Annotated in this window: 16 protein-coding genes; 11 read left to right on the top strand and 5 right to left on the bottom strand. The window is 66.2% G+C overall.

Features of this window, described 5'->3' with window-relative positions; all coding sequences use genetic code 11:
• Positions 1-91 precede the first annotated feature (91 nt).
• The 8 genes from AU252_RS02200 to AU252_RS02165 all read left to right on the top strand — a co-directional run bounded on the left by AU252_RS02200 (position 92) and on the right by AU252_RS02165 (position 11,744).
• A complete protein-coding gene (locus tag AU252_RS02200; RefSeq protein ID WP_058929324.1) occupies positions 92-2,068 on the top strand; it encodes an APC family permease in 1,977 nt (658 codons plus the stop codon).
• The gene (locus AU252_RS02195; RefSeq protein WP_058929323.1) at positions 2,065-3,480 is read left to right on the top strand and encodes a class I SAM-dependent RNA methyltransferase; all 1,416 of its coding nucleotides are present in this window, start codon (positions 2,065-2,067) and stop codon (positions 3,478-3,480) included. Before AU252_RS02200 ends, AU252_RS02195 begins: the two co-directional genes overlap by 4 nt.
• Positions 3,481-3,632: 152 nt before the next feature.
• Entirely contained in the window at positions 3,633-6,443 is a 2,811-nt protein-coding gene (gene acnA, locus AU252_RS02190) for an aconitate hydratase AcnA (RefSeq protein WP_058929322.1), read from the top strand.
• A gap of 129 nt (positions 6,444-6,572) precedes the next feature.
• A complete protein-coding gene (dxs, locus tag AU252_RS02185) occupies positions 6,573-8,546 on the top strand; it encodes a 1-deoxy-D-xylulose-5-phosphate synthase (RefSeq protein WP_058929321.1) in 1,974 nt (657 codons plus the stop codon).
• Positions 8,543-9,160, top strand: coding sequence for a DUF402 domain-containing protein (locus tag AU252_RS02180; protein WP_083510225.1), 618 nt, complete (start codon positions 8,543-8,545; stop codon positions 9,158-9,160). Before dxs ends, AU252_RS02180 begins: the two co-directional genes overlap by 4 nt.
• On the top strand, positions 9,157-9,717 hold the full coding sequence (locus AU252_RS02175; protein ID WP_058929320.1) for a hypothetical protein: 561 nt from the start codon (positions 9,157-9,159) through the stop codon (positions 9,715-9,717). The genes AU252_RS02180 and AU252_RS02175 overlap by 4 nt, the downstream gene beginning before the upstream one ends.
• An 11-nt stretch (positions 9,718-9,728) precedes the next feature.
• Complete coding sequence (locus AU252_RS02170) at positions 9,729-10,706, top strand: aldo/keto reductase (protein ID WP_058929319.1); 978 nt, start codon at positions 9,729-9,731, stop codon at positions 10,704-10,706.
• A 12-nt stretch (positions 10,707-10,718) separates the two neighbouring features.
• Entirely contained in the window at positions 10,719-11,744 is a 1,026-nt protein-coding gene (locus tag AU252_RS02165; protein WP_058929318.1) for a nucleoside hydrolase, read from the top strand.
• Positions 11,745-11,753: 9 nt separating this feature from the next.
• Here the strand turns inward: AU252_RS02165 and AU252_RS02160 are convergent, their stop codons facing one another.
• Together AU252_RS02160 and AU252_RS02155 are read right to left on the bottom strand one after the other, a co-directional pair.
• The gene (locus AU252_RS02160; protein WP_058929317.1) at positions 11,754-13,175 is read right to left on the bottom strand and encodes a mycothione reductase; all 1,422 of its coding nucleotides are present in this window, start codon (positions 13,173-13,175) and stop codon (positions 11,754-11,756) included.
• 132 nt (positions 13,176-13,307) lie between these two features.
• A complete protein-coding gene (locus AU252_RS02155) occupies positions 13,308-14,219 on the bottom strand; it encodes an aminoglycoside phosphotransferase family protein (protein WP_058929316.1) in 912 nt (303 codons plus the stop codon).
• Positions 14,220-14,431: 212 nt separating this feature from the next.
• Between AU252_RS02155 and AU252_RS02145 the strand changes: the two genes are divergently transcribed.
• Genes AU252_RS02145 through AU252_RS02135 form a run of 3 tightly spaced genes read left to right on the top strand, consistent with a single transcriptional unit; the run spans position 14,432 to position 17,572 of the window.
• The gene (locus AU252_RS02145; RefSeq protein WP_058929314.1) at positions 14,432-15,286 is read left to right on the top strand and encodes a hypothetical protein; all 855 of its coding nucleotides are present in this window, start codon (positions 14,432-14,434) and stop codon (positions 15,284-15,286) included.
• A gap of 10 nt (positions 15,287-15,296) precedes the next feature.
• A complete protein-coding gene (locus tag AU252_RS02140) occupies positions 15,297-16,040 on the top strand; it encodes an energy-coupling factor transporter transmembrane component T (RefSeq protein ID WP_058929313.1) in 744 nt (247 codons plus the stop codon).
• Between the two features lie 2 nt (positions 16,041-16,042).
• The gene (locus AU252_RS02135) at positions 16,043-17,572 is read left to right on the top strand and encodes an ABC transporter ATP-binding protein (protein WP_058929312.1); all 1,530 of its coding nucleotides are present in this window, start codon (positions 16,043-16,045) and stop codon (positions 17,570-17,572) included.
• Here the strand turns inward: AU252_RS02135 and AU252_RS02130 are convergent.
• From AU252_RS02130 to AU252_RS02120, 3 genes are all read right to left on the bottom strand, one after another.
• Positions 17,558-19,774, bottom strand: a complete 2,217-nt coding sequence (locus AU252_RS02130) for a 3-hydroxyacyl-CoA dehydrogenase NAD-binding domain-containing protein (protein WP_058929311.1) — start codon at positions 19,772-19,774, stop codon at positions 17,558-17,560. The two genes, AU252_RS02135 and AU252_RS02130, sit on opposite strands and share 15 nt — an antisense overlap.
• A complete protein-coding gene (locus AU252_RS02125) occupies positions 19,771-21,069 on the bottom strand; it encodes a thiolase family protein (protein WP_058929310.1) in 1,299 nt (432 codons plus the stop codon). The genes AU252_RS02130 and AU252_RS02125 overlap by 4 nt, the downstream gene beginning before the upstream one ends.
• A gap of 120 nt (positions 21,070-21,189) precedes the next feature.
• Entirely contained in the window at positions 21,190-22,518 is a 1,329-nt protein-coding gene (locus AU252_RS02120) for an HRDC domain-containing protein (RefSeq protein ID WP_058929309.1), read from the bottom strand.
• Positions 22,519-22,533: the final 15 nt, after the last annotated feature.

Raw genomic sequence — 22,533 nt, 5'->3', positions numbered from 1 at the left:
TGCTGCTGCTAGAACTCTACCGGCCGCGCGCGTGCTGCATCCGCCCGGACGCCGTCATGACATGGGCGGGGAATCAGACTAGCTTTGTGGAGTGCTGACTATATTGAATGCCGTGAAACGGGTGCTGGTGGGCAGGCCCTTCAGGAATGACAGGCTCGCCCATACCTTGCTCCCCAAACGGATAGCACTTCCGGTTTTCGCTTCCGACGCACTGTCCTCGGTGGCCTATGCCCCCGATGAAATCCTGCTCACCCTGGCCCTGGCCGGCGTGAGTGCGGTGGCCTTTTCGCCGTGGGTGGGCCTGGCCGTCATGGTGGTCCTCCTGACTGTGGTGGCGTCCTACCGGCAGAACGTGCACGCCTACCCTTCCGGCGGCGGAGACTACGAGATCGCCAATGAAAACCTGGGCAAGTTTTCCGGGCTGACTGTGGCCTCGGCGCTCCTGGTGGACTACGTCCTGACGGTGGCCGTCTCGATGTCCTCGGCGGCCACCTACCTCACCACGGCGGTCCCGTCCCTGCATGGGCAACAGGCCCTGTTCGCCACAATCGGCGTCGTAATCCTTGCCCTCGTTAACCTCCGCGGCATCAAGGAAGCCGGCAGCGTTTTCGCCGTCCCCACGTACATTTTTATGGCGGCGATCCTCGGCATGACAGCGGTGGGAGTCTTCCAGGCCGCGACAGGACAGCTGGGCGAAGCACCGTCGGCGGCCTTCGAGATTGTGCCGGCTCCCGGTTTCGACGAAGGGCTGGTGGGCCTGGCCGGCGCCTTCCTCCTGCTCCGGGCGTTCTCCTCCGGCGCCGCCGCGCTGACCGGCATTGAGGCCATCAGCAACGGTGTGCCGAACTTCCAGAAACCGAAGAGCAAAAACGCGGCCACCACGCTGTTGCTGCTCGGCGTCATCGCCTCGTCCATGCTGGCCGGCATCATCTTTCTGGCCAACGCCACGAAGGTGCACATTGTGCTGGATCCGGCGACGGAATTCCTGATGAACGGCCTGCCGCTGCCGGAGGATTACATTCAGAGTCCTGCCATCAGTCAGATCGCCCAGACCATCTTCGGCCCGGGATCAATCCTGTTCTTCATCGTGGTCGCCGCCACCGGAGTGATCCTGGTGTTCGCCTCGAACACCGCCTTCAACGGGTTCCCGGTACTTGGCTCCATCCTCGCCCAGGACGGCTACCTGCCGCGCCAGCTGCGGACCAGGGGAGACCGCCTGGCGTTCAGCAACGGTGTCCTTGCCCTGGCCGCCGGAGCGTTGGTCCTGATCCTCGCGTTCAACGGCGACGTCACGAAACTGATCCAGCTCTACATCGTGGGCGTCTTTATTTCCTTTACCCTCAGCCAGCTGGGCATGATCCGGCATTGGGGGAGGCACCTCAAGCTCGCCAAGGACAAAGCCACCCGACGCCGGATGGTGAAGTCCCGCACCATCAACAGCATCGGGTTCGGCATGACGTCCCTGGTGCTGGTGATCGTGCTGATCACCAAGTTCCAGCAAGGCGCGTGGATCGCGCTGCTGGCCATGTTTATCCTGTTCCTGATCATGTGGAGCATCCGGGCACACTATGACAACGTGGCCAAGGAACTGGCCGTGGACGAGGACTCCTCGCCGCGGGCCCTGCCATCAAGGGTGCACGCGGTACTGTTGGTGTCCCACGTGCGCAAGCCGGTGTTGCGTGCCCTGGCCTACGCCCGGGCGTCGAGGCCGTCGCGGCTGGACGCCATCACGGTGGACATCAACGCAGAGGAAACCGCGCACACGGTTGCCGACTGGGAAAAGCTGGAGATCCCCGTGCCGCTGACCGTCCTCGCCAGCCCGTACCGGGAAACCATCACGCCCATTATGGAATACGTCAAGAACATGCGCCGTGATTCCCCCCGCGACCTGATCGTGGTCTACATTCCCGAATACGTGGTCGGTAAATGGTGGGAACAGCTGGTTCACAACCAGACAGCGCTGCGTATCAAAACCCGGCTGCACTTCGAACCTGGCGTGATGGTGGCCAGTGTCCCGTGGCAGTTGAAATCGTCCGAAGAAGCCAAAAACATGCAGGATATCCGATGAACCCCCAGACCCAGAGCCACCCCGCAACTGCCACGGCAGCCCCCACCGAACTGGTGCTCGACGTCGGCCCGGTGGCCCACGGCGGCCACTGCGTGGCCCGGCACGAGGGCAGGGTGATCTTTGTCCGGCACGGCATCCCCGGCGAAAAAGTCCGTGTCCGGCTGACCGACGCCGGTGAATCAGCCAAATTCTGGCGCGCCGACGTGGTGGAAGTCCTCGAAGCGTCCCCGGACCGCGTGGAGCACTTCTGGCGTCCGGCGGACTCCCTCCGCGCCTGGGCCCACGGACATCCACCGGTGGGCGGAGCCGAATTCGGCCACATCTCGCTGGCCCGACAGCGCACGCTCAAGTCGGCGGTACTGGCCGAACAGCTTCAGCGCCTCGCCGCCGTCGAACGCCTGCCCGACGGGCTGGACCTCGGAAACCTCGTGGAGGCTGTGGAAGCGGGCGGGCCGGATTCCAGCCAGGAGACTGAGCCAACGTACGACGCCGGCACTGGCCTGGGGTGGCGGACGCGCGCCAGCTTCTCGGTGACTCCGGGCGGCAAACTTGGCATGCACGCGCACCGTTCCGACCACATCATTGCCGTCCGGGAGATGCCGCTCGCAACGGAGCGCATCAACCGGCTGCGCTTGTGGGACCTCGACCTGACCGGCATCGAACGCGTGGAGGTGGCAGCGCCGTCGAACGGTTCCCGCCCACTGGTGCTGCTGGCTCCTGCACCCGGCACCAAGCCCAAGCGGCTCAGTGCCATCGCGGCCCAGCTTCCGGACGACGTTTCCGTGGCCACGTTCGACCCTCTGACCGGGGAAGTCGCGCAGCTGCGTGGCCGGACCTGGGTCCAGGAGTCGGCAGCCGGCCACGACTACAGGGTTACGGGCGCCGGTTTCTGGCAGATCCACCGCGACGCGCCCGGGACGCTTGTGGGAGCCATCACAGAATTCCTCCACAATGGCGGATTCCTGGCGCCGGGTTCCGTGGTGGCCGACCTCTATGCCGGGGCCGGGCTGTTCACGGCTCCCTTGGCTGACGCGGTGGGGGAGACCGGGTCCGTTCTCTCGGTGGAAGGTGCTCCGGGAACCAGCCGGGACGCCCGCAAGAACCTTCACGGTGCTCCGCAGGTGGAGATCGAACACGGCCGGGTGGAACGAGTCCTCCGCCAAAAGCCGCGGAATTTCGATGCCATTGTGCTGGACCCGCCCCGGGCGGGCGCCGGGAAGCCCGTGGTCAGCCAGCTGATCGCTGCCGGGCCCCGCGCCATCGCCTACGTCTCCTGCGACCCGGCATCATTTGCCCGGGATGTTGGGTACTTTCAGCAGGCTGGCTGGTCCCTGGCGGGCCTGCGGGCCTTCGATCTCTATCCGCACACGCACCACCTGGAGACGGTGGCGTTGCTGACGCCGGGTCCGTGATGCTACTAGGATGGCCGTAGTAATCCCACGTCGCGCCCCGTATTCACGGCTGACCTCCTGCAATTTGTGTGGCCAGCACTAATTAGGCCTGCCTAACTAGCAAGCGGTCTACCGCGCGACAAAGATGAAACTGTTGCGAGAGGAGTCCTGCGATGAGCACTGTGGACAGCTTCGGTTCAAAAGGCAAACTTAATGTAGCCGGAACCGAATACGAAATTTTCCGGTTGAACTCCGTTGAAGGTGCAGAAAACCTTCCGTTCAGCCTCAAGGTATTGCTTGAAAACCTGTTGAGGACCGAGGACGGCGCGAACATCACGGCCGATCACGTGCGTGCCTTGGCTGGCTGGGATCCTGATGCCCAGCCCAATACAGAAATCCAGTTCACGCCTGCCCGCGTGATCATGCAGGACTTCACCGGCGTCCCCTGCGTGGTGGACCTGGCGACAATGCGTGAAGCGGTCAAGGAACTCGGAGGCGACCCCAAGCGGGTCAACCCCCTCGCTCCTGCGGAAATGGTCATTGACCACTCCGTGCAGATCGACGCTTTCGGTAACTCCGGCGCACTGGAGCGCAATATGGAGATCGAATACCAGCGCAATGGCGAGCGTTACCAGTTCCTGCGTTGGGGCCAGACCGCATTCGATGACTTCAAGGTTGTTCCCCCGGGAACCGGCATTGTGCACCAGGTCAACATCGAATACCTGGCCCGCACGGTCATGACCCGCGAAATCGACGGCGTCCTCCGGGCCTACCCGGACACCTGCGTCGGCACCGACTCGCACACCACCATGGTCAACGGCCTGGGTGTCCTGGGCTGGGGCGTTGGCGGCATCGAAGCCGAAGCGGCCATGCTGGGACAGCCTGTCTCGATGCTCATCCCGCGTGTTGTGGGCTTCAAGCTGACCGGGTCCATTCCGGCCGGCGCCACGGCCACGGACGTGGTGCTGACCATTACCGAGCAGCTGCGCAAGCACGGTGTTGTGGGCAAGTTCGTGGAATTCTACGGCGAAGGTGTCGCGGCCGTGCCGCTGGCCAACCGCGCCACCATCGGCAACATGAGCCCCGAATTCGGCTCCACCGCCGCAATGTTCCCCATCGACGACGTCACATTGGACTACCTGCGCCTCACCGGCCGCTCGGACGAAAATGTGGCACTCGTGGAGTCCTACGCCAAGGAGCAGGGCCTCTGGCACGATGCTTCCCGCGAGATCAAGTTCTCCGAGTACCTCGAGCTGGACCTGTCCACGGTTGTTCCCTCCATCTCCGGCCCCAAGCGTCCCCAGGACCGCATTGAGCTGACGGATGCCAAGGAACAGTTCCGCAAGGACATCCACAACTACGTCGCCATCGAAGACGGCAGCGTGGACGAGTCCTTGGACGAGTCCTTCCCCGCATCGGATGCGCCGTCGTTCACGCACGCCGACTCGCACACCACCGAGACCAGCCGTGTTGTGTCCGCAGCGAACGGCGCCCACGGGCGTCCGTCCAACCCGGTGCACATCAAGACTGAAGACGGCCGCGAGTTCGAGCTGGACCACGGAGCGGTATCCATCGCCTCGATCACGTCCTGCACCAACACGTCCAACCCCTCGGTGATGCTGGCCGCAGCCCTGCTGGCCCGCAACGCCGTCGACAAGGGCCTGACCTCGAAGCCGTGGGTCAAGACCTCCGTGGCTCCCGGGTCCAAGGTTGTCACCGACTACTACAACAAGTCGGGCCTCACCCCGTACCTGGAGAAGCTCGGCTTCTACATCGTGGGCTACGGCTGCGCGACGTGCATCGGCAACTCCGGCCCGCTGGACGCCGAAATCTCCGAGGCCATTCAGGCCAACGACCTTTCCGTCACCGCGGTGCTTTCCGGTAACCGCAACTTCGAGGGCCGGATTAACCCGGACGTGAAGATGAACTACCTGGCCTCCCCGCCGCTGGTCATTGCTTACGCCCTGGCCGGTTCCATGGACTTCGACTTCGACACCGATTCCCTGGGCAAGGACGAAGCCGGCAACGACGTCTTCCTGAAGGACATCTGGCCCAACCCGGTTGAGGTCCAGCAGGTCATCGATTCCTCGATCGACAAGGACATGTTCGCCCGCGGCTACGAGGGCGTCTTTGACGGCGACGCACGCTGGAAGGCGCTCGACACCCCGGCCGGCGACACCTTCGCCTGGGACCCGAACTCCACCTACGTCCGGAAGCCCCCGTACTTCGATGGCATCAAGGCGCAGCCGGAACCCGTACAGGACATCTCCGGCGCACGCGTGCTGCTGAAGCTGGGCGATTCGGTCACCACCGACCACATCTCCCCGGCCGGTTCCTTCAAGTCGGACACCCCCGCCGGCCAGTACCTGCTGGCCAACGGTGTGGAGCGCAAGGACTTCAACTCCTATGGCTCACGCCGTGGCAACCACGAAGTCATGATCCGCGGCACGTTCGCGAACATCCGCATCAAGAACCAGATCCTGGACGGCGTCGAAGGTGGCTTCACCCGCGACTTCACCCAGGCTGACGGCCCGCAGGCATATGTCTACGACGCCGCGCAGAACTACCAGGCAGCCGGCACCCCGCTGGTGGTCCTGGCGGGCAAGGAATACGGTTCCGGATCCTCGCGTGACTGGGCAGCGAAGGGCACCGCCCTGCTGGGCGTCAAGGCCGTCGTCGCCGAGAGCTACGAGCGTATCCACCGCTCCAACCTGATCGGCATGGGCGTCCTGCCCCTGCAGTTCCCGGCTGGAGAGTCCGCAGCCACCCTGGGCCTGACCGGCACGGAAACCTTTGCGGTTGAGGGCGTCACCGCCCTGAACGAAGGCACCACGCCCAAGACCCTCAAGGTCACCGCCACAGCAGAAGACGGCTCCGCCAAGTCCTTCGATGCAGTACTCCGCATCGATACTCCGGGCGAAGCCGACTACTACCGCAACGGCGGCATCCTGCAGTACGTCCTGCGCCAGATCTCCGCCAACTAGCCGGAATCTGAACCCACGCAGTACTCTTTCGAAGCCCCGGCCGGTCACCGACCAGCCGGGGCTTCGGCTTTGCATTTTCCGCGAGGCGTTAGAGTTAACAGGCACGTCTACCACCCGAAGGAGGGGTCATTGGGAATCTTGGACACCATCCGGAATCCGCAGGACCTGAACCAGCTGTCTCAAGGGCAGCTCGAAAAGCTGGCCGCTGAGGTCAGGAGTTTCCTGATCACCAATGTCTCCCAGACAGGTGGACACCTCGGACCGAACCTCGGCGTTGTGGAACTGACCCTGGCCGTGCACCGCATCTTCGATTCGCCCCGGGACAGCATTGTGTTCGACACGGGCCACCAGTCCTATGTGCACAAGCTCCTCACCGGCCGCCAGGACTTCAGTACCCTGCGCCAGCAGGGCGGCATGTCCGGCTACCCGTCCCGCGCCGAGTCCGAGCATGACATCGTGGAAAGCTCCCATGCTTCCTCCTCCCTCTCCTGGGCGGACGGCATATCCCGTGCCAGGCAGCTCACCGGCGAGTCGGAGCGATACACCGTCGCCGTCGTCGGAGACGGGGCGCTGACCGGCGGCATGGCCTGGGAGGCCATCAACAACATTGCGGCGGACAAGCGCCGCCGCGTGGTGATCGTGGTCAACGACAACGGCCGCTCCTATGCCCCCACGGTGGGCGGCTTCGCGGACTACCTTGCCTCACTGCGCCCCACCATCGACTCTTTCCGCGCCGCCCCTGCCTATGAGGGCACGCTGGACTGGTGGAAGAAGAAGCTCCAGAACGGCGGCCCCATAGGTCAGTTCACCTACAAGAGCCTGCATGCCATGAAAAAGGGCATCAAGGACTGGTGGGCGCCGCAGGGCATGTTCGAAGACCTCGGCATGAAGTACATTGGCCCCGTTGACGGCCATAACCTGCAGGCCATGGAGCACGCCCTGTCCACTGCCAGGAATTACGCCGGACCCGTGATTGTCCACGCCATGACCGAAAAGGGCCACGGCTACGCCCCGGCCCGGGCCCATGAAGCGGACCAGTTCCACGCCGTCGGCATTATCGATCCGGAGACGGGTGAGCCAACAGGAGTTTCCGGGGCACAGTCCTGGACGTCTGTTTTTGCTGACGAGATCGCGAAGATCGCCGACGAACGCCCCGACATTGTCGGCATCACCGGGGCAATGCTCATTCCCGTGGGCCTGCACAAGTTTGCGGCCAAGCACCCGGACCGCGTGATCGATGTCGGCATCGCCGAGCAGCATGCGCTGACGTCCGCCGCCGGCATGGCTTTCGGCGGGCTCCACCCCGTGGTGGCCGTGTATGCCACCTTCCTGAACCGTGCCTTTGACCAGCTCCTCATGGACGTGGCATTGCACAAAGCCGGCGTCACCATCGTCCTGGACCGGGCCGGCGTCACCGGCCCGGACGGGGCCAGCCATCACGGCATGTGGGACATGGCAATGGTCCAGATCGTTCCCGGTCTTCACCTCGCCGCGCCACGCGACGCCTCCCGGCTGCGGGAAGAGCTCCGTGAGGCCGTGGCCATCAACGACGCCCCCACCGTGGTGCGCTTCTCCAAGGGCACCGTGGGCTCCGAAGTGGAAGCCATCGAACGCCTGGGTGACGGTGTTGACGTGCTGGCCCGCCGGCCGGCCGGTTCCACCGAAAACGACGTCCTGATCGTCAGCGTCGGAGCCATGTCAGAACTGGCCCTGGACGTGTCCAACCGCCTGGGCGCCCAAGGCATCAGCACCACCGTGGTGGACCCGCGCTGGGTGCTGCCCGTGCGGCGTTCCATCATCGCGCTGGCCTCCCACCACCGGCTGGTCATCTGCATCGAGGACGGTGTCAGGGCAGGCGGCGTCGGATCGCGGATCCGGCAGGAAATGCGCGCCGCCGGCGTTGACACCGCCCTGAACGAGGTGGGGCTCCCTGCGGAGTTCCTGGACCACGGCACACGCAGCCAGGTGCTGGAGCGCGTCGGGCTGACGGCCCAGCAGATCACGCACGACGTCGTCGCCCAGGTTCTGGGCACAAAGGTCCCCTTCGCGCGCCCCCTGCCAGGCCAGGAACACCCCACCACCGGCAGCCTGCCGATCCTGTGAGGGAAGAAGACGCACTGAAGTATCCGGCCGCCGTCGGGGATTCAAGCCCGGCGAGGCACACCAGCACCACCCGCGTTCCCGCGGGACTGCAGCCAGGCCAGCTGGTGGTGGCCCGGAACCGGAAATGGAACGGGCAAGCCCACTGGGTGGTCCCGGGGCGGTACCTCGGCGAGGACCGGCACGGCTGGTGGATCTTCCAGGGAACCAACGAATTCTGTTCGCGCCCGGGCGCTGCCTTTTACACAGCATCCGACGCCGTGCTCCTGGTGCCGCGGTCCGGAGACTGGGTGGCCACGTTCTACGACGACGCCCACCCCAGCGGGGTGAGGGTCTACGTGGACCTCGCCGTCGCCCACGAGTGGACGGACATCCGGCCCGCGGTCACCGAGTTCCATGTGATCGACATGGACCTGGACGTGATCCGCATGGCCGGCCGGGGAGTCTTCATCGATGACCAGGACGAGTTCGCCTTGCACCGCACCGCCATGAATTACCCGGACCTGCTGGTGGATGACATCCAAACGGCCGCGGACGAGCTATATCAGGCCGTCAAGGCACAGCACGCACCATTCGACGGAACAGACGCCGGATGGTTCACGAAGGGACGGTCATGAGCGGAATCATCAGGGTCTACAAACGGGACGACGAGGGAGTACTGCACTTCCGTGAAGGCTGGTTCGACGAGGACTACAGCCAGTTTGTGATGAACTACGGTGTGGTTGGCCACCAGAGCAAAACCGAAGAGACCGATGTGGCTGATGCCGCTGCGGTTGAGGGCCTGATGGATGCCTTTGCCGTGCAGTGCGCAGAGGACGGCTTCGGCGAAATCCCCGACGAGGACCAGTTCTGGGTGGTGGCGCAGTTCGCCCTCAAAACCAAGGAGGGCACCGACCGTGACCGCTACCTTGAGGAAAAGGCGAAGGACGCGCTCATCAGCCACCTGGCCTGGCGCGGCCTGGGAACCGTGGAACGCTCGGAGTTCAGTGACTACAAACTGAACATCTTCTGCCTCTGCCCCGACATGAACAAGGCCGTCAGCGCCATCAAGGTGTGCAGCCGCGGCGAAGACCTCGACTTCACCAAGCTCAGCATCGGTGCCGCCCCCTTCAACGATCCGGACAACTTCAAACTCAAGCACTCCGCGAAGCCTGCCAACACCTTCAGCCTCTAGAGGGGAAATCCATGCCTGACTACCGACGCCTGGGAAACTCAGGGCTGACCGTCTCCGTGGTGGGGCTCGGCTGCAACAACCTGGGCCGCGCCAACACGGTGACCGAATCGCAGGCGGGGACTGACGCCGTCGTCCATGCTGCCCTCGACGCCGGCGTGACGCTTTTCGACGTCGCCGACAACTACGGGCGCGAACCCGGTCTCAGCGAGACGATGCTGGGCAAGGCCCTGGCCGGCAAGCGGGATGATGCGGTGGTAGCCACCAAGTTCGGCATGGACGTCCGGGGTGCCAACGGCAACGACTTTGGCGCCCGGGGGTCCCGGCGCTACATTCTCCGTGCGGTGGAGGCGTCGCTGCGGCGGCTGGGCACGGACTGGATCGACCTTTACCAGTTCCACACGCCTGACCCCCTGACTCCCATCGGGGAGACGCTGAGTGCCCTCGATGACCTTGTCTCCAGCGGCAAGGTCCGTTACATCGGACACTCCAACCGCGCCGGCTGGCAGATTGCCGAGGCGGAATTTGTGGCCCGGGCCGCCGGCGGCACCCGTTTCATTTCGACGCAGAACCACTACAACCTCCTGGACCGGCGGGCAGAACTCGAGGTCACCCCGGCGGCAGAAGCCTACGGCCTGGGTGTCCTGCCCTACTTCCCGCTGGCCAACGGCCTGCTGACGGGCAAGTATTCGCCGGGGTCGGCTCCGGCGGGGTCGCGGCTGAGCCATACGCGGACCAACATGGTGCACGACGCCGACTGGGACCAGCTCCAGCGTTTCAGTTCCTTCGCGGCAGTTCGCGGCCTGACCGAGATCCAGGTGGCCTTCTCTTGGCTCGCGGCCCAGCCGGCCGTCAGCAGCGTGATCGCCGGGGCCACCAGGCCGGAGCAGGTCCGCGAAAATGCGGCCGCTGCGGCCTGGGTGCCGTCGCCGGCGGAGCTCGCGGAACTGGATGCGATCTTCCCGAAGGTCCCCAAAGTTGCGCTCTTCTAGGAAACTCGGCAGATGACCAAGCTACTACTGGACGTTGACACCGGGATTGACGACGCCTTGGCGCTGGCCTACCTGGCCTCGCTGCCCGACATGGAGTTTGTGGCCGTGACGGCGTCGCCCGGGAACGTGGACGCACACCAGGTGGCGCGAAACACCCTCGCGATGCTGGAGCTGTGCGGACGCACAGGGGTGGAGGTCGCCGTCGGCGCGTTCGCTCCGTTGAGCATTCCGCTGGTGACCACGCCGGAAACCCATGGACCCCAGGGCATTGGCCACGCCGTCCTGCCGCCGCCGTCGGGGACGGTCTCGGCGCAGCACGCCGCCGACCTGTGGGTGGAGGCGGCCCGTGCACATCCGGGGGAGCTCACGGCCCTGATCACGGCGCCGCTGACGAACTTCGCGCTGGCCATCCGCCGCGAACCTCGGCTGCCCGAACTGCTGGGCAAGGTAGTGATCATGGGCGGCAGCTTCTACCACCAGGGGAACACCACTCCCACCGCCGAATGGAATACGCACGTTGATCCGCAGGCGGCCAAGGAAGTTTATGCGGCCTACCGCGGCCTGCCGGTGGACCGGCTGCCCATTGTCTGTTCACTGGACACCACTGAGCGGATCGAGCTGCGGCCGGAGCATGTGTTGCGGCTCGCGGAGGCGGCCGGCTGCAGTGAGCGGGAGCTGGTCCTGCCGAAGCAGCCTGAAGGGCTCAGGAGCACGGCGGACAGTCCGCTGGTGCGGCACCTGTCCGATGCCCTGCGCTTCTACTTTGAGTTTCACCGTCTCTACGGCCAGGGCTACCTGGCGCACGTCCACGACTACTTCGCTGCCGGTGTGGCCGCCGGGACCCTCGATTACGCAACCCGCCTGGCCACCGTGGACGTCGAGGTTGAATCGCCCCTGCTGATGGGGACCACCGTGGCCGATTACCGGAACCTGTGGAATCACCCGCCAAATGCCCGGATCGTCTCGAACAACAACCCTGAGCAGGCCTTCGGGGAATTGATACGGTCCGTCGGCGGCCTCGCGGCGCGGCTGCGCTGAACGTTCGCCCTACAACGGCGCGTTTTCAGGCAAGTCCACGTCCAGCGCGAGCAGGGCGTTCTCCACCACTTCCATGAGGGCCGGATGGATCCAGTACGGTCCCCGCGCGAGCTGGTGGACCGATACGTCGGTGGCCATCGCCTGGATCAGCGGCTGGATCAGGAGCGAGGCCTCGTGGCCCATGATGTGCGCGCCGAGCAGGCGGCCGCTGGACCGCTCGGCCACAAGCTTGACCACCCCTTCCTCGTCCTCCATGGCCCAGCCGTAGGCAGTGGAGCCGTAGTCCTGGACGGCGGTCACAACGTCTGTCCCGCCTGTTGCCTGGGACCGGGCTTCCTCCTCGGTCAGGCCCACGGAGGCCACCTGCGGATTGCTGAATACCGCAAACGGCACCGCGGTGTAGTCGATGCTCGGGAGCCGGTCCGGGTGTTCCAGGTTGTGCGCCACCACCCGGGCCTCCCGGTTGGCGACGTGCTTGAGCTGGTAGCTGTTGGCGATGTCACCCAGGGCATAGACACCGTCAACGGGTTTGCCGCCGGCGAGGACCCGGAGGTTCACGTCCACGGACAGGGTGTGGTCCTCATCCAGGTCAAAGCCCGCGGCGTCCACACCCAGCCGGTCGGTGTTCGGCACCCGTCCGGTGGCCATCAGGACGATGTCCGCCGCGACCCGCAGCGGTATGCCGTCGTCGTCCGCGAACACCACGGTGACGCTGCCTTCGCCGTTGTCCTCCACTGCCTGGAGCGAGTAGCCAAGCCGGAGCTTCCAGCGGCTGGCCGCAGCTGCGGCGAAGCGCCCGGCGATTTCGGCGTCGTTCCCGCGAAGCAGCCGCTGCGAACGGTTGACCTGGGTCACCTTGGCCCCGAAACCGTGGAACACGGCAGCGAACTCGGCGGCTATGTACCCGCCGCCCACCACCACCCGCTCGGGCGGACCGTCGATGCGCATCACCGTGTCCGAGGTGTGCACCTGCGGCAGGCCAATCCCCGGCACGTCCGGGAGCACGGCCCTTGAACCGGCGGCAATGACCACCCGGTCCGCGGTGAGCTCCACCCCGGAATCAGTGCTGAGCGTCCGCGGACCGGTGAACCGGACGTGCTCCTGGAACAGGTCCACATTCTTCAATTCCTCCGCGCGGTACCGGCGGCCGGACTCGGAAATCGCATCAATCCGGCCAAAGATCCTGTCGCGCAGTTCGTTCCAGCGCACCTTGTCCAGGCTCAGGTCCACACCCAGTAGGGCGGCCTCCCGGGGCGCGGCGGCCAACGATGCCGGGTACACAAACATCTTGGTGGGGATGCAGCCGACGTTCAGGCACGTGCCGCCGAACACGCCGCCGTCGATCATGGCTACTTTCTTGCCGTCCCAGAACGGGGTGATCAGCGAATTGCCGGATCCTGATCCGATGATGGCCAGGTCGTAATGGGGCATTTGTGCCTTTCGGAAGGTCAGGACGGCAAGTGTGACTGTTAGCCAGGAGTGGCGGCTAATTGCAGCTTAGTTTGGCGGGTTCCAGGTTCCGTCAACCGGTCCGCTTCCGGGACACGTTGTGAGGTCCCCGAGTTACACATCGTCCGTGTCCCGCAGAATCAGTTGAAGCCTGCGAACGCACTCCTGGGCGAAGTCCGGCCAGGTGGACCAGTAGTAGGGAACCCCCGACAGTGCGATGGCCAACGCCCAGGCACGAGCGCGCAGCCGTGTGCTTTTGTCGAGGCCCAGTTCCTCGGCGTACGCATGCCTGGCTTCGGCCGGGAGATCCCAGACCGCGGCGTGCTCGCAGGTCGGATCACCGACCGAGAGACCGCCGAAATCGACCACCCCCACCAGCACGCTGTTTCGGACCAGGAGGTTGGAGGGCTTGAGGTCGGTGTGCATCCAGGTGTGCGCCAACCGTGGCTGATCGAGTTCCAACGCCGCTTGCCAGATGGACTGCAGGCCGTCGAGATCCAACTGGAGTCCCTGTATGCCGCGGCAGGCGTCGAGGTTCGCTGACGTCCCGGTGGAGAGATCCCGCAGACTGCCGCCACGGTACGACAACAGTGGCTCCTCCCGCCGTGCGCCCATGAGGTCGATGCTGTGGAGGGCGCGGACAAAGCCAGCCAGGTCCCGGCCGAGCCGGGACAGATCCTGCTCACTTTCCGGGTTCAGCTCTGTACCGTCGACCCACCGGTACACCGACCAGGGGAACGGGTAGCTTTCATCCGGTCTGCCGATTGCCACAGGCTCGGGAATGCCGAGCGGAAGGTGCGGTGCAAGGCGCGGCAGCCATGTCTGTTCCTTGGCCACATCGGCCGCGGTGCCCGACGTCCGCGGCAACCTCACCACCAGATCATCGCCCAGGCGCAACATGCGATTGTCTGTGCCTTCCCCGGCAGGCGAGAGGGCCAGGTGCTCCCAGGCAGGGAACTGGTGATTGATGAGTCGACGGACTGTCTTCTCCTTGAGGTTAACTTCGTCCGTATGCAGGGAGGCCATGTCTCTAACTCAAACACAGGTCAGCAGATCGCGGGGAACCTCTCTGGTCACACCGACATGCAACGCCCGGCTTGACGGGTCCCGGAACCGGTAGACTGATGCCGGATCCGGGCCGGCGCAGACGCCCCCGGCTGCCGCCGAGGTGACATAGGCGGCGTTCCGCACCGCCCGGGCCATCCGGGCGACACAGCCTGCATCCCAGAAGGAACGCCATGTCATCGCCCTCCATCACCCTGCCGTCCCAGACGCCGGCCACCACCCGGAACCGCCGCCTGCTGGAAACCCTCGGCGCGTTGGCCATCGCCGGCACGTACATTTACCTGGTCCTGAACCAGCCCGCGGACATCACCGGCGGCCCCGGCAGCGCGTCGGCCCTGATCGCCCTGTCCGGCTTCCTCGTGGGGGCGGTGCTGCTGATAATCGGCGTACTGCCCACACTGCCTGTGTCCACGCTGGTGCTGATTCCGGTGGCACTGGTCCTGAACATTGTCCTGGGCCAGTTTGTGGGCAGCACCTTGGTGCCCTTCTACCTCGACGCCATCGGCACCGTCCTGATCGCCGTCCTGGCCGGACCCGCCGCCGGAGCAGCCACGGGCGCCCTGAGCAGCATTGTCTGGTCCTTCTTCAACCCCACCGTCCTGCCGTTCGCCGCCGGCGCCGCCCTGATCGGCTTCCTGGCCGGCGTCGCCGCACGCCACGGCCTGTTCCGGCGCTTCTACCTGGCACCGGTGGCAGGGTTCCTGGCCGGCATCATCGGCGGTGTGGTCTCCGCTCCCGTTGCCGCGTTCGTCTTCGGCGGCACCTCCGGCCTGGCCACCGGCGCCATCGTCAGCGCCTTCCGCTCCATGGGGGACACGCTCCTGGCGGCCATCACCAAGCAGGCGCTGATCTCGGACCCCATGGACAAGGCCATCGTTTTTACCTTGGTGGCCGTCCTGGTGTACGCCCTGCCGCGCCGCACCCGCCTGCAGTTCCCGTTTGTCCGGCGGTATCGCGTGCTTGCGGGAACAGTCGCCAACCAGTCGGTTGGCCAGCCCGCCAGCCAGTCCGCCGGCCGGGACACGTGACCCACCCCTGATGCGTCTTCACCCCCTGACGTCGCTGGCGGCTGCCGGCAGCACTGCAGTCATCACGACGGCGGCTGCCAGCTGGCCGCTGTCCCTCACCGTGATCGCCGCGGCCGCGGGCTTGTCGGTAGCAGGGGGAGTGGCCCGCCGGATGCTGCCGGCGGTGGCGGTCATCCTGGTTCCGCTGGTCCTGTCACTGCTGGCCATGCACGGACTGTTTTTTCCGGAGGGCACCACGGTCCTGGCACAGTGGGGCCCGGCGCGCGTCACGGTTGAAGGCCTCCAGTTTGCCCTCAAGCGGGGTGCACAGCTTTCCGCCGTGGTGACGGTACTCCTGCTGTGCTCCCTTACTATGAGCGTTCCGGACCTGGTGGCTGCACTGTCCGCCCGCGGCGTGCGCTCGCGGTTCGCGTTTGTGCTCGCCTCAACGCTGACGTTGCTGCCGGCCATCGGCTCACGGCTGGGCCGGATCCGGCAGGCCCAGGAGGCGCGCGGCCTGGTGATCCGGCCTGGAATTGTCGGGCGCGCAGGCGCGTTCCGGTGGCAGGCGGTTCCCCTGGTGCTGTCCCTCGTGGAGGAAGCCGGCACCCGCGCGGCAGCCTTGCAGGCCCGCGGTTTCGGCAGTTCCGGGCCATGCACCAGCTACCGGGAAGTTCCAGACCCTCCGGCCCAACGGTGCGTACGTGTTGTTCTGCTGCTCGCTGCAGTGGCGGCCATCGCCGCCCGCCTCTGGCAGCCGACGGCGGGTGCTTAGTAATGGCGCAAAGCTCACCTCCGGCCCTGGCTGCGGCTATCGAAGAATTTGTCTTCCCCGGCGAGCAGGAACCGGTTCTGGCGGGACTTGATGTGTCTTTCGCCGCTGGATCGCTGACAGCCGTGCTGGGCGGTTCCGGCAGCGGCAAGTCAACACTGGGACGCCTGCTCGCCGGCTGGTTGCTTCCCGGCGATGGCGGGACACTCGCGGGCTTTCTGGAGCTTGCCGGCAGCCGTCTCCGGTTCACCGGCAAAGCCGCCGATCCGCGGATCGATCCCGGGAGCTGGGGCCGCCAGGTGGGCTTTGTGCCGCAGGATCCCGCCGCCGCATTGTCCACGGTCCGTGCCACGGTGGCCGAGGAGTTGGCCTTCGGGCTGGAAAACGCCGGGGTGGACCGCGAGGGGATGGCCGGCGCCGTCCGGCACACGGCAGCCCAGACCGGCCTGACCCGGCTGCTGGACCGGGATCCTGCCACGCTTTCCGGTGGCCAGCTGCGCCGCCTGGCCATCGGCTGCGCGGTCATTTCCCGCCCCGCGGTTCTCATCATGGACGAACCCTTCGCCTCCCTCGACACGGACGGAGCCGAAGACCTCGCTGCCCTGGTGCGGACCCTCGTCCAGGACGGCACCGCCGTCGTAGTCCTGAGCCAGCGGGCCGACGCCTTCCTGCACCACGCCGATACGTGGCTGGTCCTTGCCGGCGGTACCGTGGCCGCGGCCGGCACGCCGGGAGAAATCGTGGATGCAGGGGCGCTGGAACTGGCGGGCGTGGTTTGCCCCCGCCCGCACACAGGTCTCCGGCCGCTCGCAGGTGCAGGCCATGAATCCGTCGTCGACGGTCCGCCGGCATTGGAGCTGCGTGACGTCGGGTTCACATACCGAGGGACGCAGCGCAGAGGCTGGTTCAGGGCACAACCGGGCCCGACTCCTGACCCGGTCCTGCACGGGCTGAGCCTGGCCGTCAGGGCGGGCGAGATCCTGGCTGTGGCAGGTCCCAACGGCGCCGGAAAGTCCACGCTCCTAAGGCACCTCAACGGCTTGCTCCAGCCCACGGCAGGCAGCGTGCTGGTCAGGGGACGGAACATCGGCGGACAGCCCGCGGGACGCGTGGCCGCCGACGTCGGGCTCCTCTTCCAGCAGCCCAGGGACCAGCTGTTTGAGCGGACCGTGGAACGGGAAGTCCGCTTCGGACTCGAGCGTGGGCAGCCAGCGGCTGACCAGGCGGTACAGCAGGCCCTCGCCGCCGTTGGCCTGGAGCACCTTGCCGGACGGCACCCGGCCGAACTGCCCGCGTCCCAGCAGCGGCTTCTGGCCCTGGCCACAGTGCTGGCCCGGCGTCCCTCAGTCCTTGCACTGGACGAACCGACCGTTTCCCTGGACGGCCATGGGCTGGCCGCGCTGGACCGGGTGGTGCGCAGCACGACGGCGGAGGGCACCGCCGTCGTGCTGGTCACCCACGACCTGGACTACGCCCGGTCCATCGCGCACCGGTTAGTGCGCATCGATGCCGGCCGCCTGCTACCCGCGGACTGATTCCGGGGTGGCTGCATCCGGGCTGACTGATTCGGAGGACTGACCCGTCAGGCCCGACGCGACGCCGGGCGCAAGGAAGCGCCTGCCGTTGACCCGTTCGGAGGCGCCAACACGGTCCAGGTACGGCGTGATGCCGCCCAGGAACATCGGCCAGCCAGCGCCCAGGATCATGCAGAGGTCGATGTCCTCAGGACCGGCCACTACGCCCTCATCCAGCATCAGCCCGATCTCCTCCGCGAGGGCGTCCTGCACGCGGCGCAGCACGTTGTCCCCGGTGGACGGTGACGTGCCGAAGGACATCAGCGACAGGGTGGACTCCGGGATCTCCTGGGAGCCGTCGGCCGCCGGGACCCAGAGCGATTTCACGCCATTCTCGATCAGTTTCTGCAGGTTCGTGGACACGGCGAAGCGGTCTCCGAAAGCGGCGTGCAGGGACTCCTGGACATGCTGAGCAACCGGCAGGCCCACCATGGCACCCAGCGTGAACGGCGTCATCGGCAGGCCCATGGGACGCAGCGAAGTGTCGGCCACCTCGGCAGGGGTGCCTTCGTCGAACGCGGCCGTCACTTCGCCCATCAGCCGCAGCAGGATCCTGTTGACTACAAAGGCCGGCGCATCCTTGACCAGCACCGCGGTCTTCTTCAGGCCCTTGGCCAGCTCGAAAGCGGTGGCCAGCACGGCGTCGTCGGTCTTGGGGGCGCGCACGATTTCGAGCAGCGGCATCACGGCCACCGGGTTGAAGAAGTGGAAGCCCACCAGCCGTTCGGGGTGTGCGAGGTCTTGTGCCATGGCCGTGACGGACAGCGAGGACGTGTTGGTGGCGAGGATGCAGTCCGGCGAGACGATTGCCTCCACCTCGGCGAAGACCTGCTTCTTGACGTTCAGCTCTTCGAAGACGGCCTCGATGACGAAGTCGGCGTCCGCGAACGCTTCCTTGGAGACCGATCCCGTGACCAGCGCCCTGGTGCGGTTGGCTGCGTCCTGGCTGATCCGTTTCTTGCCGAGGAGCTTGTCCACCTCGGCGTGGACGTAGCCCACGCCCTTATCCACACGAGCCTGGTCGATGTCCGTCATCACCACGGGGACCTTGAGCTGGCGGGCGAACAAAAGGGCCAGCTGGCTGGCCATGAGGCCCGCACCCACGACGCCGATCTTGGTGACCGGACGGGCGAGCCTACGGTCCGGTGCGCCGGCAGGCCGCTTGGAACGCTTCTGGACCAAATCCAGGAACGCGTAGACCGTGGCGCGGAACTCGTCTGTCTGCATCAGACCGGCGAGGGTTTCGCACTCAAGGGCAGCCGATTCGGCCTGGGACATGGTCCGGTTGGCTTCGAGGATGTCCAGGACCTTAGCGGGCGCAGGCGAGGCATTGGAGGTCTTGGACTCCACGAACGACCGGCCGGCGGCAACGGCTGCAGACCAGCGCCCGGCAACGGCGGGATCAGCGGGGTCCACGGAGTTGGCCCGCGCCGGGACCACCTCGCCGGTGATGACCGTGGCCGCCCAGGCGAGGGACTGCTCCAGGAAGTCTGCCGGTTCGAACAGGGCGTCGGCGATACCAAGCTGGAAGGCCTGCGGCCCGTTGAGCGTCCGGTTGTTGCTGAGCGGGTTCTCGATCATCACCTTGACCGCGTTCTCGGGTCCGATCAGGCGCGGCAGGATGTAGACGCCGCCCCAGCCGGGGACCAGGCCGATGAAAGCCTCGGGAAGCGCCAATGCACCGGCGCCGGTGGACACCGTGCGGTAGGTGGACTGCAGGGTGATCTCCAGGCCGCCGCCCAGGGCAACGCCGTTGATGAACGCGAAGCTGGGGACGCCGAGGTTGGCCAGCGTGGCATAAACGTCATGCCCGAGCTGCGCCATCCACAGGCCATGATCCCGGTTGTCCAGCGACTTCACCGCGGACAAGTCGGCCCCGGCAACAAGGAAGTACGGTTTGCCGGTCACCCCCACACCCACGATTTCGCCGCGGGCCGCACGCTCCTTCAGCCCCTCCAGGACCGTGCCAAGTTCCACCAGAGTATTGGGTCCCAGCGTGGTGGGCTTGGAGTGGTCCAGGCCGTTGTCCAGGGTGATCAGCGCAAAAACGCCGGGGCTCTGCTGGCCGGGGGCGGCAGGCAGCTTGATGTCCTGGACGTATGAGTGGGTCACGGTTTCGTCGGGGAAGAGCCCGGCAAGCTTGGAGAAATCGGCGGCGCTCATGCGGGGGCTCCTTCGGTGGTGGCTACTGAGTTTGCTTCGTGGACTACTGCTGCGACGGTGCCGCTGTAATCTGTGTATTTCGAGTGACGCGGGTTTTCCCAGATGACGGTGGCGCCCATGCCCAAGCCTATGCACATGGTGGTGATCCCGTACCGGACCGAGGGATCTTCTTCGAACTGCCGCGCAAGCTGGTTCATCAGCCTGACCCCGGAGGACGCGAGGGGGTGGCCCACCGCGATGGCGCCGCCGTACCGGTTCACCCGGGGATCGTCGTCGGAAATTCCAAAGTGGTCCAGGAAGCTGAGGACCTGCACGGCAAAGGCTTCATTGACCTCGAAGAGTCCGATGTCCTCAATGCTGAGGCCGGCGTTTTTGAGGGCCTTTTCGGTGGCGGGCACGGGGCCGATGCCCATGACTTCCGGTTCGACGCCGGCGTAGGCGTAGCTGACCAGCCGCATTTTGACCGGCAGGCCCAGTTCCGCCGCAGCTTCCGAGGAGGCCAGGACGGCGGCGGTGGCGCCGTCGTTCAGGCCGGCGGCGTTGCCTGCCGTCACGCGGCCGTGGGCGCGGAAGGGGGTTCGCAGGGCCGCCAGGTCCTCAAGCGTGGTACCCGGGCGGGGCGGCTCATCAACGCTGTTCACCGTCCAGCCCTGACCCGGCTTGAGGGTAGCGACCGGAACGAGATCCGGCTGGATCTGGCCCTTGGCGTAGGCGGCCTCGAGTTTGTCCTGCGAGGCGACAGCGTAGGCGTCGGCGCGTTCCTTGGTGATGGCGGGGAAACGGTCGTGCAGGTTTTCGGCAGTGTTGCCCATGTTCAGGGCGGCGGGATCCACCAGGCGCTCGGACATAAAGCGCGGGTTCGGGTCGGCGCCGGATCCCATCGGGTGGTTGCCCATGTGCTCCACGCCGCCGGCGATCACGACGTCGTAGGCGCCGAAGCCGATGCCGCTCGCCGTTGTGGTGACTGCAGTCATGGCGCCGGCGCACATGCGGTCGATGGCGAAGCCGGGGACGGTGCGGGGGAGCCCTGCCAGGAGGGCGGCTGTGCGGCCCAGGGTCAGGCCCTGGTCGCCGGTCTGGGTGGTGGCTGCGACTGCGACTTCGTCGATCCGGGCCGCGGGCAGCGTGGGGTTGCGGCGCAGAAGTTCGCGGATGCACTTCACCATCAGGTCATCGGCGCGGGTTCCGGCGTAGATGCCTTTCTCGCCGGCCCGGCCGAAGGGTGTGCGGACGCCGTCAACAAAAACGACGTCGCGGACAGTTCGCGGGGATCCGCTGCTTCCGTGGTGGCTCACGTTTACTCCTCATCGAGACGTTGGCGCCGTCCGGAGGCCAAAGGGCAGCGCTCGGCGGGACGGCAGTGCACACTATGTTACTCGTCAGTAACATAGTGTGCAAGGCTCGGTGAGGGGCGTTTACTCGGGGACTGCAGTTGCCTTGGTTTCCTTGGCCGGCAGCGGTTGCGGGTTGAGGAACGCGTCCGTGAGAAGCGGTGCCACCACGCCGATCTGCCACTCACGCGCACCGAGGGCACGCAGCTCGGCGGCCACTGTTTCTTCGGTAATGCCCGACGGCGGGCGCCACGCCACGCGGCGCAGGTAGTCCGGCGTCAGCAGGTTCTCCACGGGAAGGTTCAGTTCCTCCGCCTTCTCCTGCAGGAGCGGACGGGCGGTGGACAGGCGTGCGGCGGCCTCGGGGTCCCGATCGGACCACACCCGCGGCGGGGGCGGTGCGTTGGTAGGCAGGTGCAGCGGCGGAAGGTCCTCAAGATCGCGGGCAGCGGCGATGCACCGGAGCCAGCGGGGTGCCTCACGCTGAGCCGCACGCCCGTGGAAGCCCTTGGTGCCGAGGAGTTGGGGAACGGTGGACGGCATGGCCTTGGCGGCGGACACCAGGGCGGAATCTGGGATCAGCCGTCCCGGCGCCACATCGCGCTTCTGCGCCAGGGAATCGCGCTCCAGCCACATTTCGCGGACCGCGGCCAGCTGGCGCCGGTCGCGGATCTGGTGCAGGCCCGACGTCTTGCGCCAGGGGTCAACCCGGGGAGGGGCGACTCCGGCGGCAAGGATCGCGGCAAATTCCTGCTCGGCGTATTCCAGCTTGCCGTCGGCCTGCAGCAGTTCGATGAGTTCTTCGCGCAGTTCGGTCAGGACTTCCACGTCCAGGGCGGCGTATCGCAGCCACGGCTCGGGCAGCGGCCGGGTGGACCAGTCGGCGGCAGAATGTTCCTTCGCCAGGCCAAACCCGAGCAGCTGTTCGATGACGGCGGCCAGGCCAACGCGTGGTAGGCCGGCCAGCCGTGCGGCGAGCTCCGTATCAAAGAGCCTGTCCGGCCACATGCCCAGCTCCAGCAGACAGGGCAGGTCCTGGCTGGCTGCATGCAGGATCCATTCCACGCCCTGGAGCGCATCGTTGATGATGGACAGGTTCTCGAACGGTTCAGGATCGATCAGCCAGGTACCGGAGCCTTCGCGCCGGATTTGCACCAGGAACGCGCGCTGGCCGTACCGGAATCCTGAGGCCCGTTCTGCATCAACCCCTGCGGGCCCTGTTCCGGCGGCGATGGCTGCCGCGCACCGCTCCAGCCCGGACTGCGTTTCGATAACCAGCGGCACGCCGTCGCGCGGTGCATCGAGGTCAATGACTACGGGGACCTGGCTGTCGAAGCCTTCCACCGTGATGTGGGGAGTGGTATCAGCAGCCGGAGCGCCGGCCGTGGTGTTTTCCGGAATATGAGGGGTCATGATGCCTTCAGTTTA

Source organism: Pseudarthrobacter sulfonivorans (assembly GCF_001484605.1).
In the GTDB taxonomy this organism is placed as follows: domain Bacteria; phylum Actinomycetota; class Actinomycetes; order Actinomycetales; family Micrococcaceae; genus Arthrobacter; species Arthrobacter sulfonivorans_A.
Note: the sequence above shows the minus strand (reverse complement) of the source record. Positions and strands in the feature narration are given on the sequence as shown.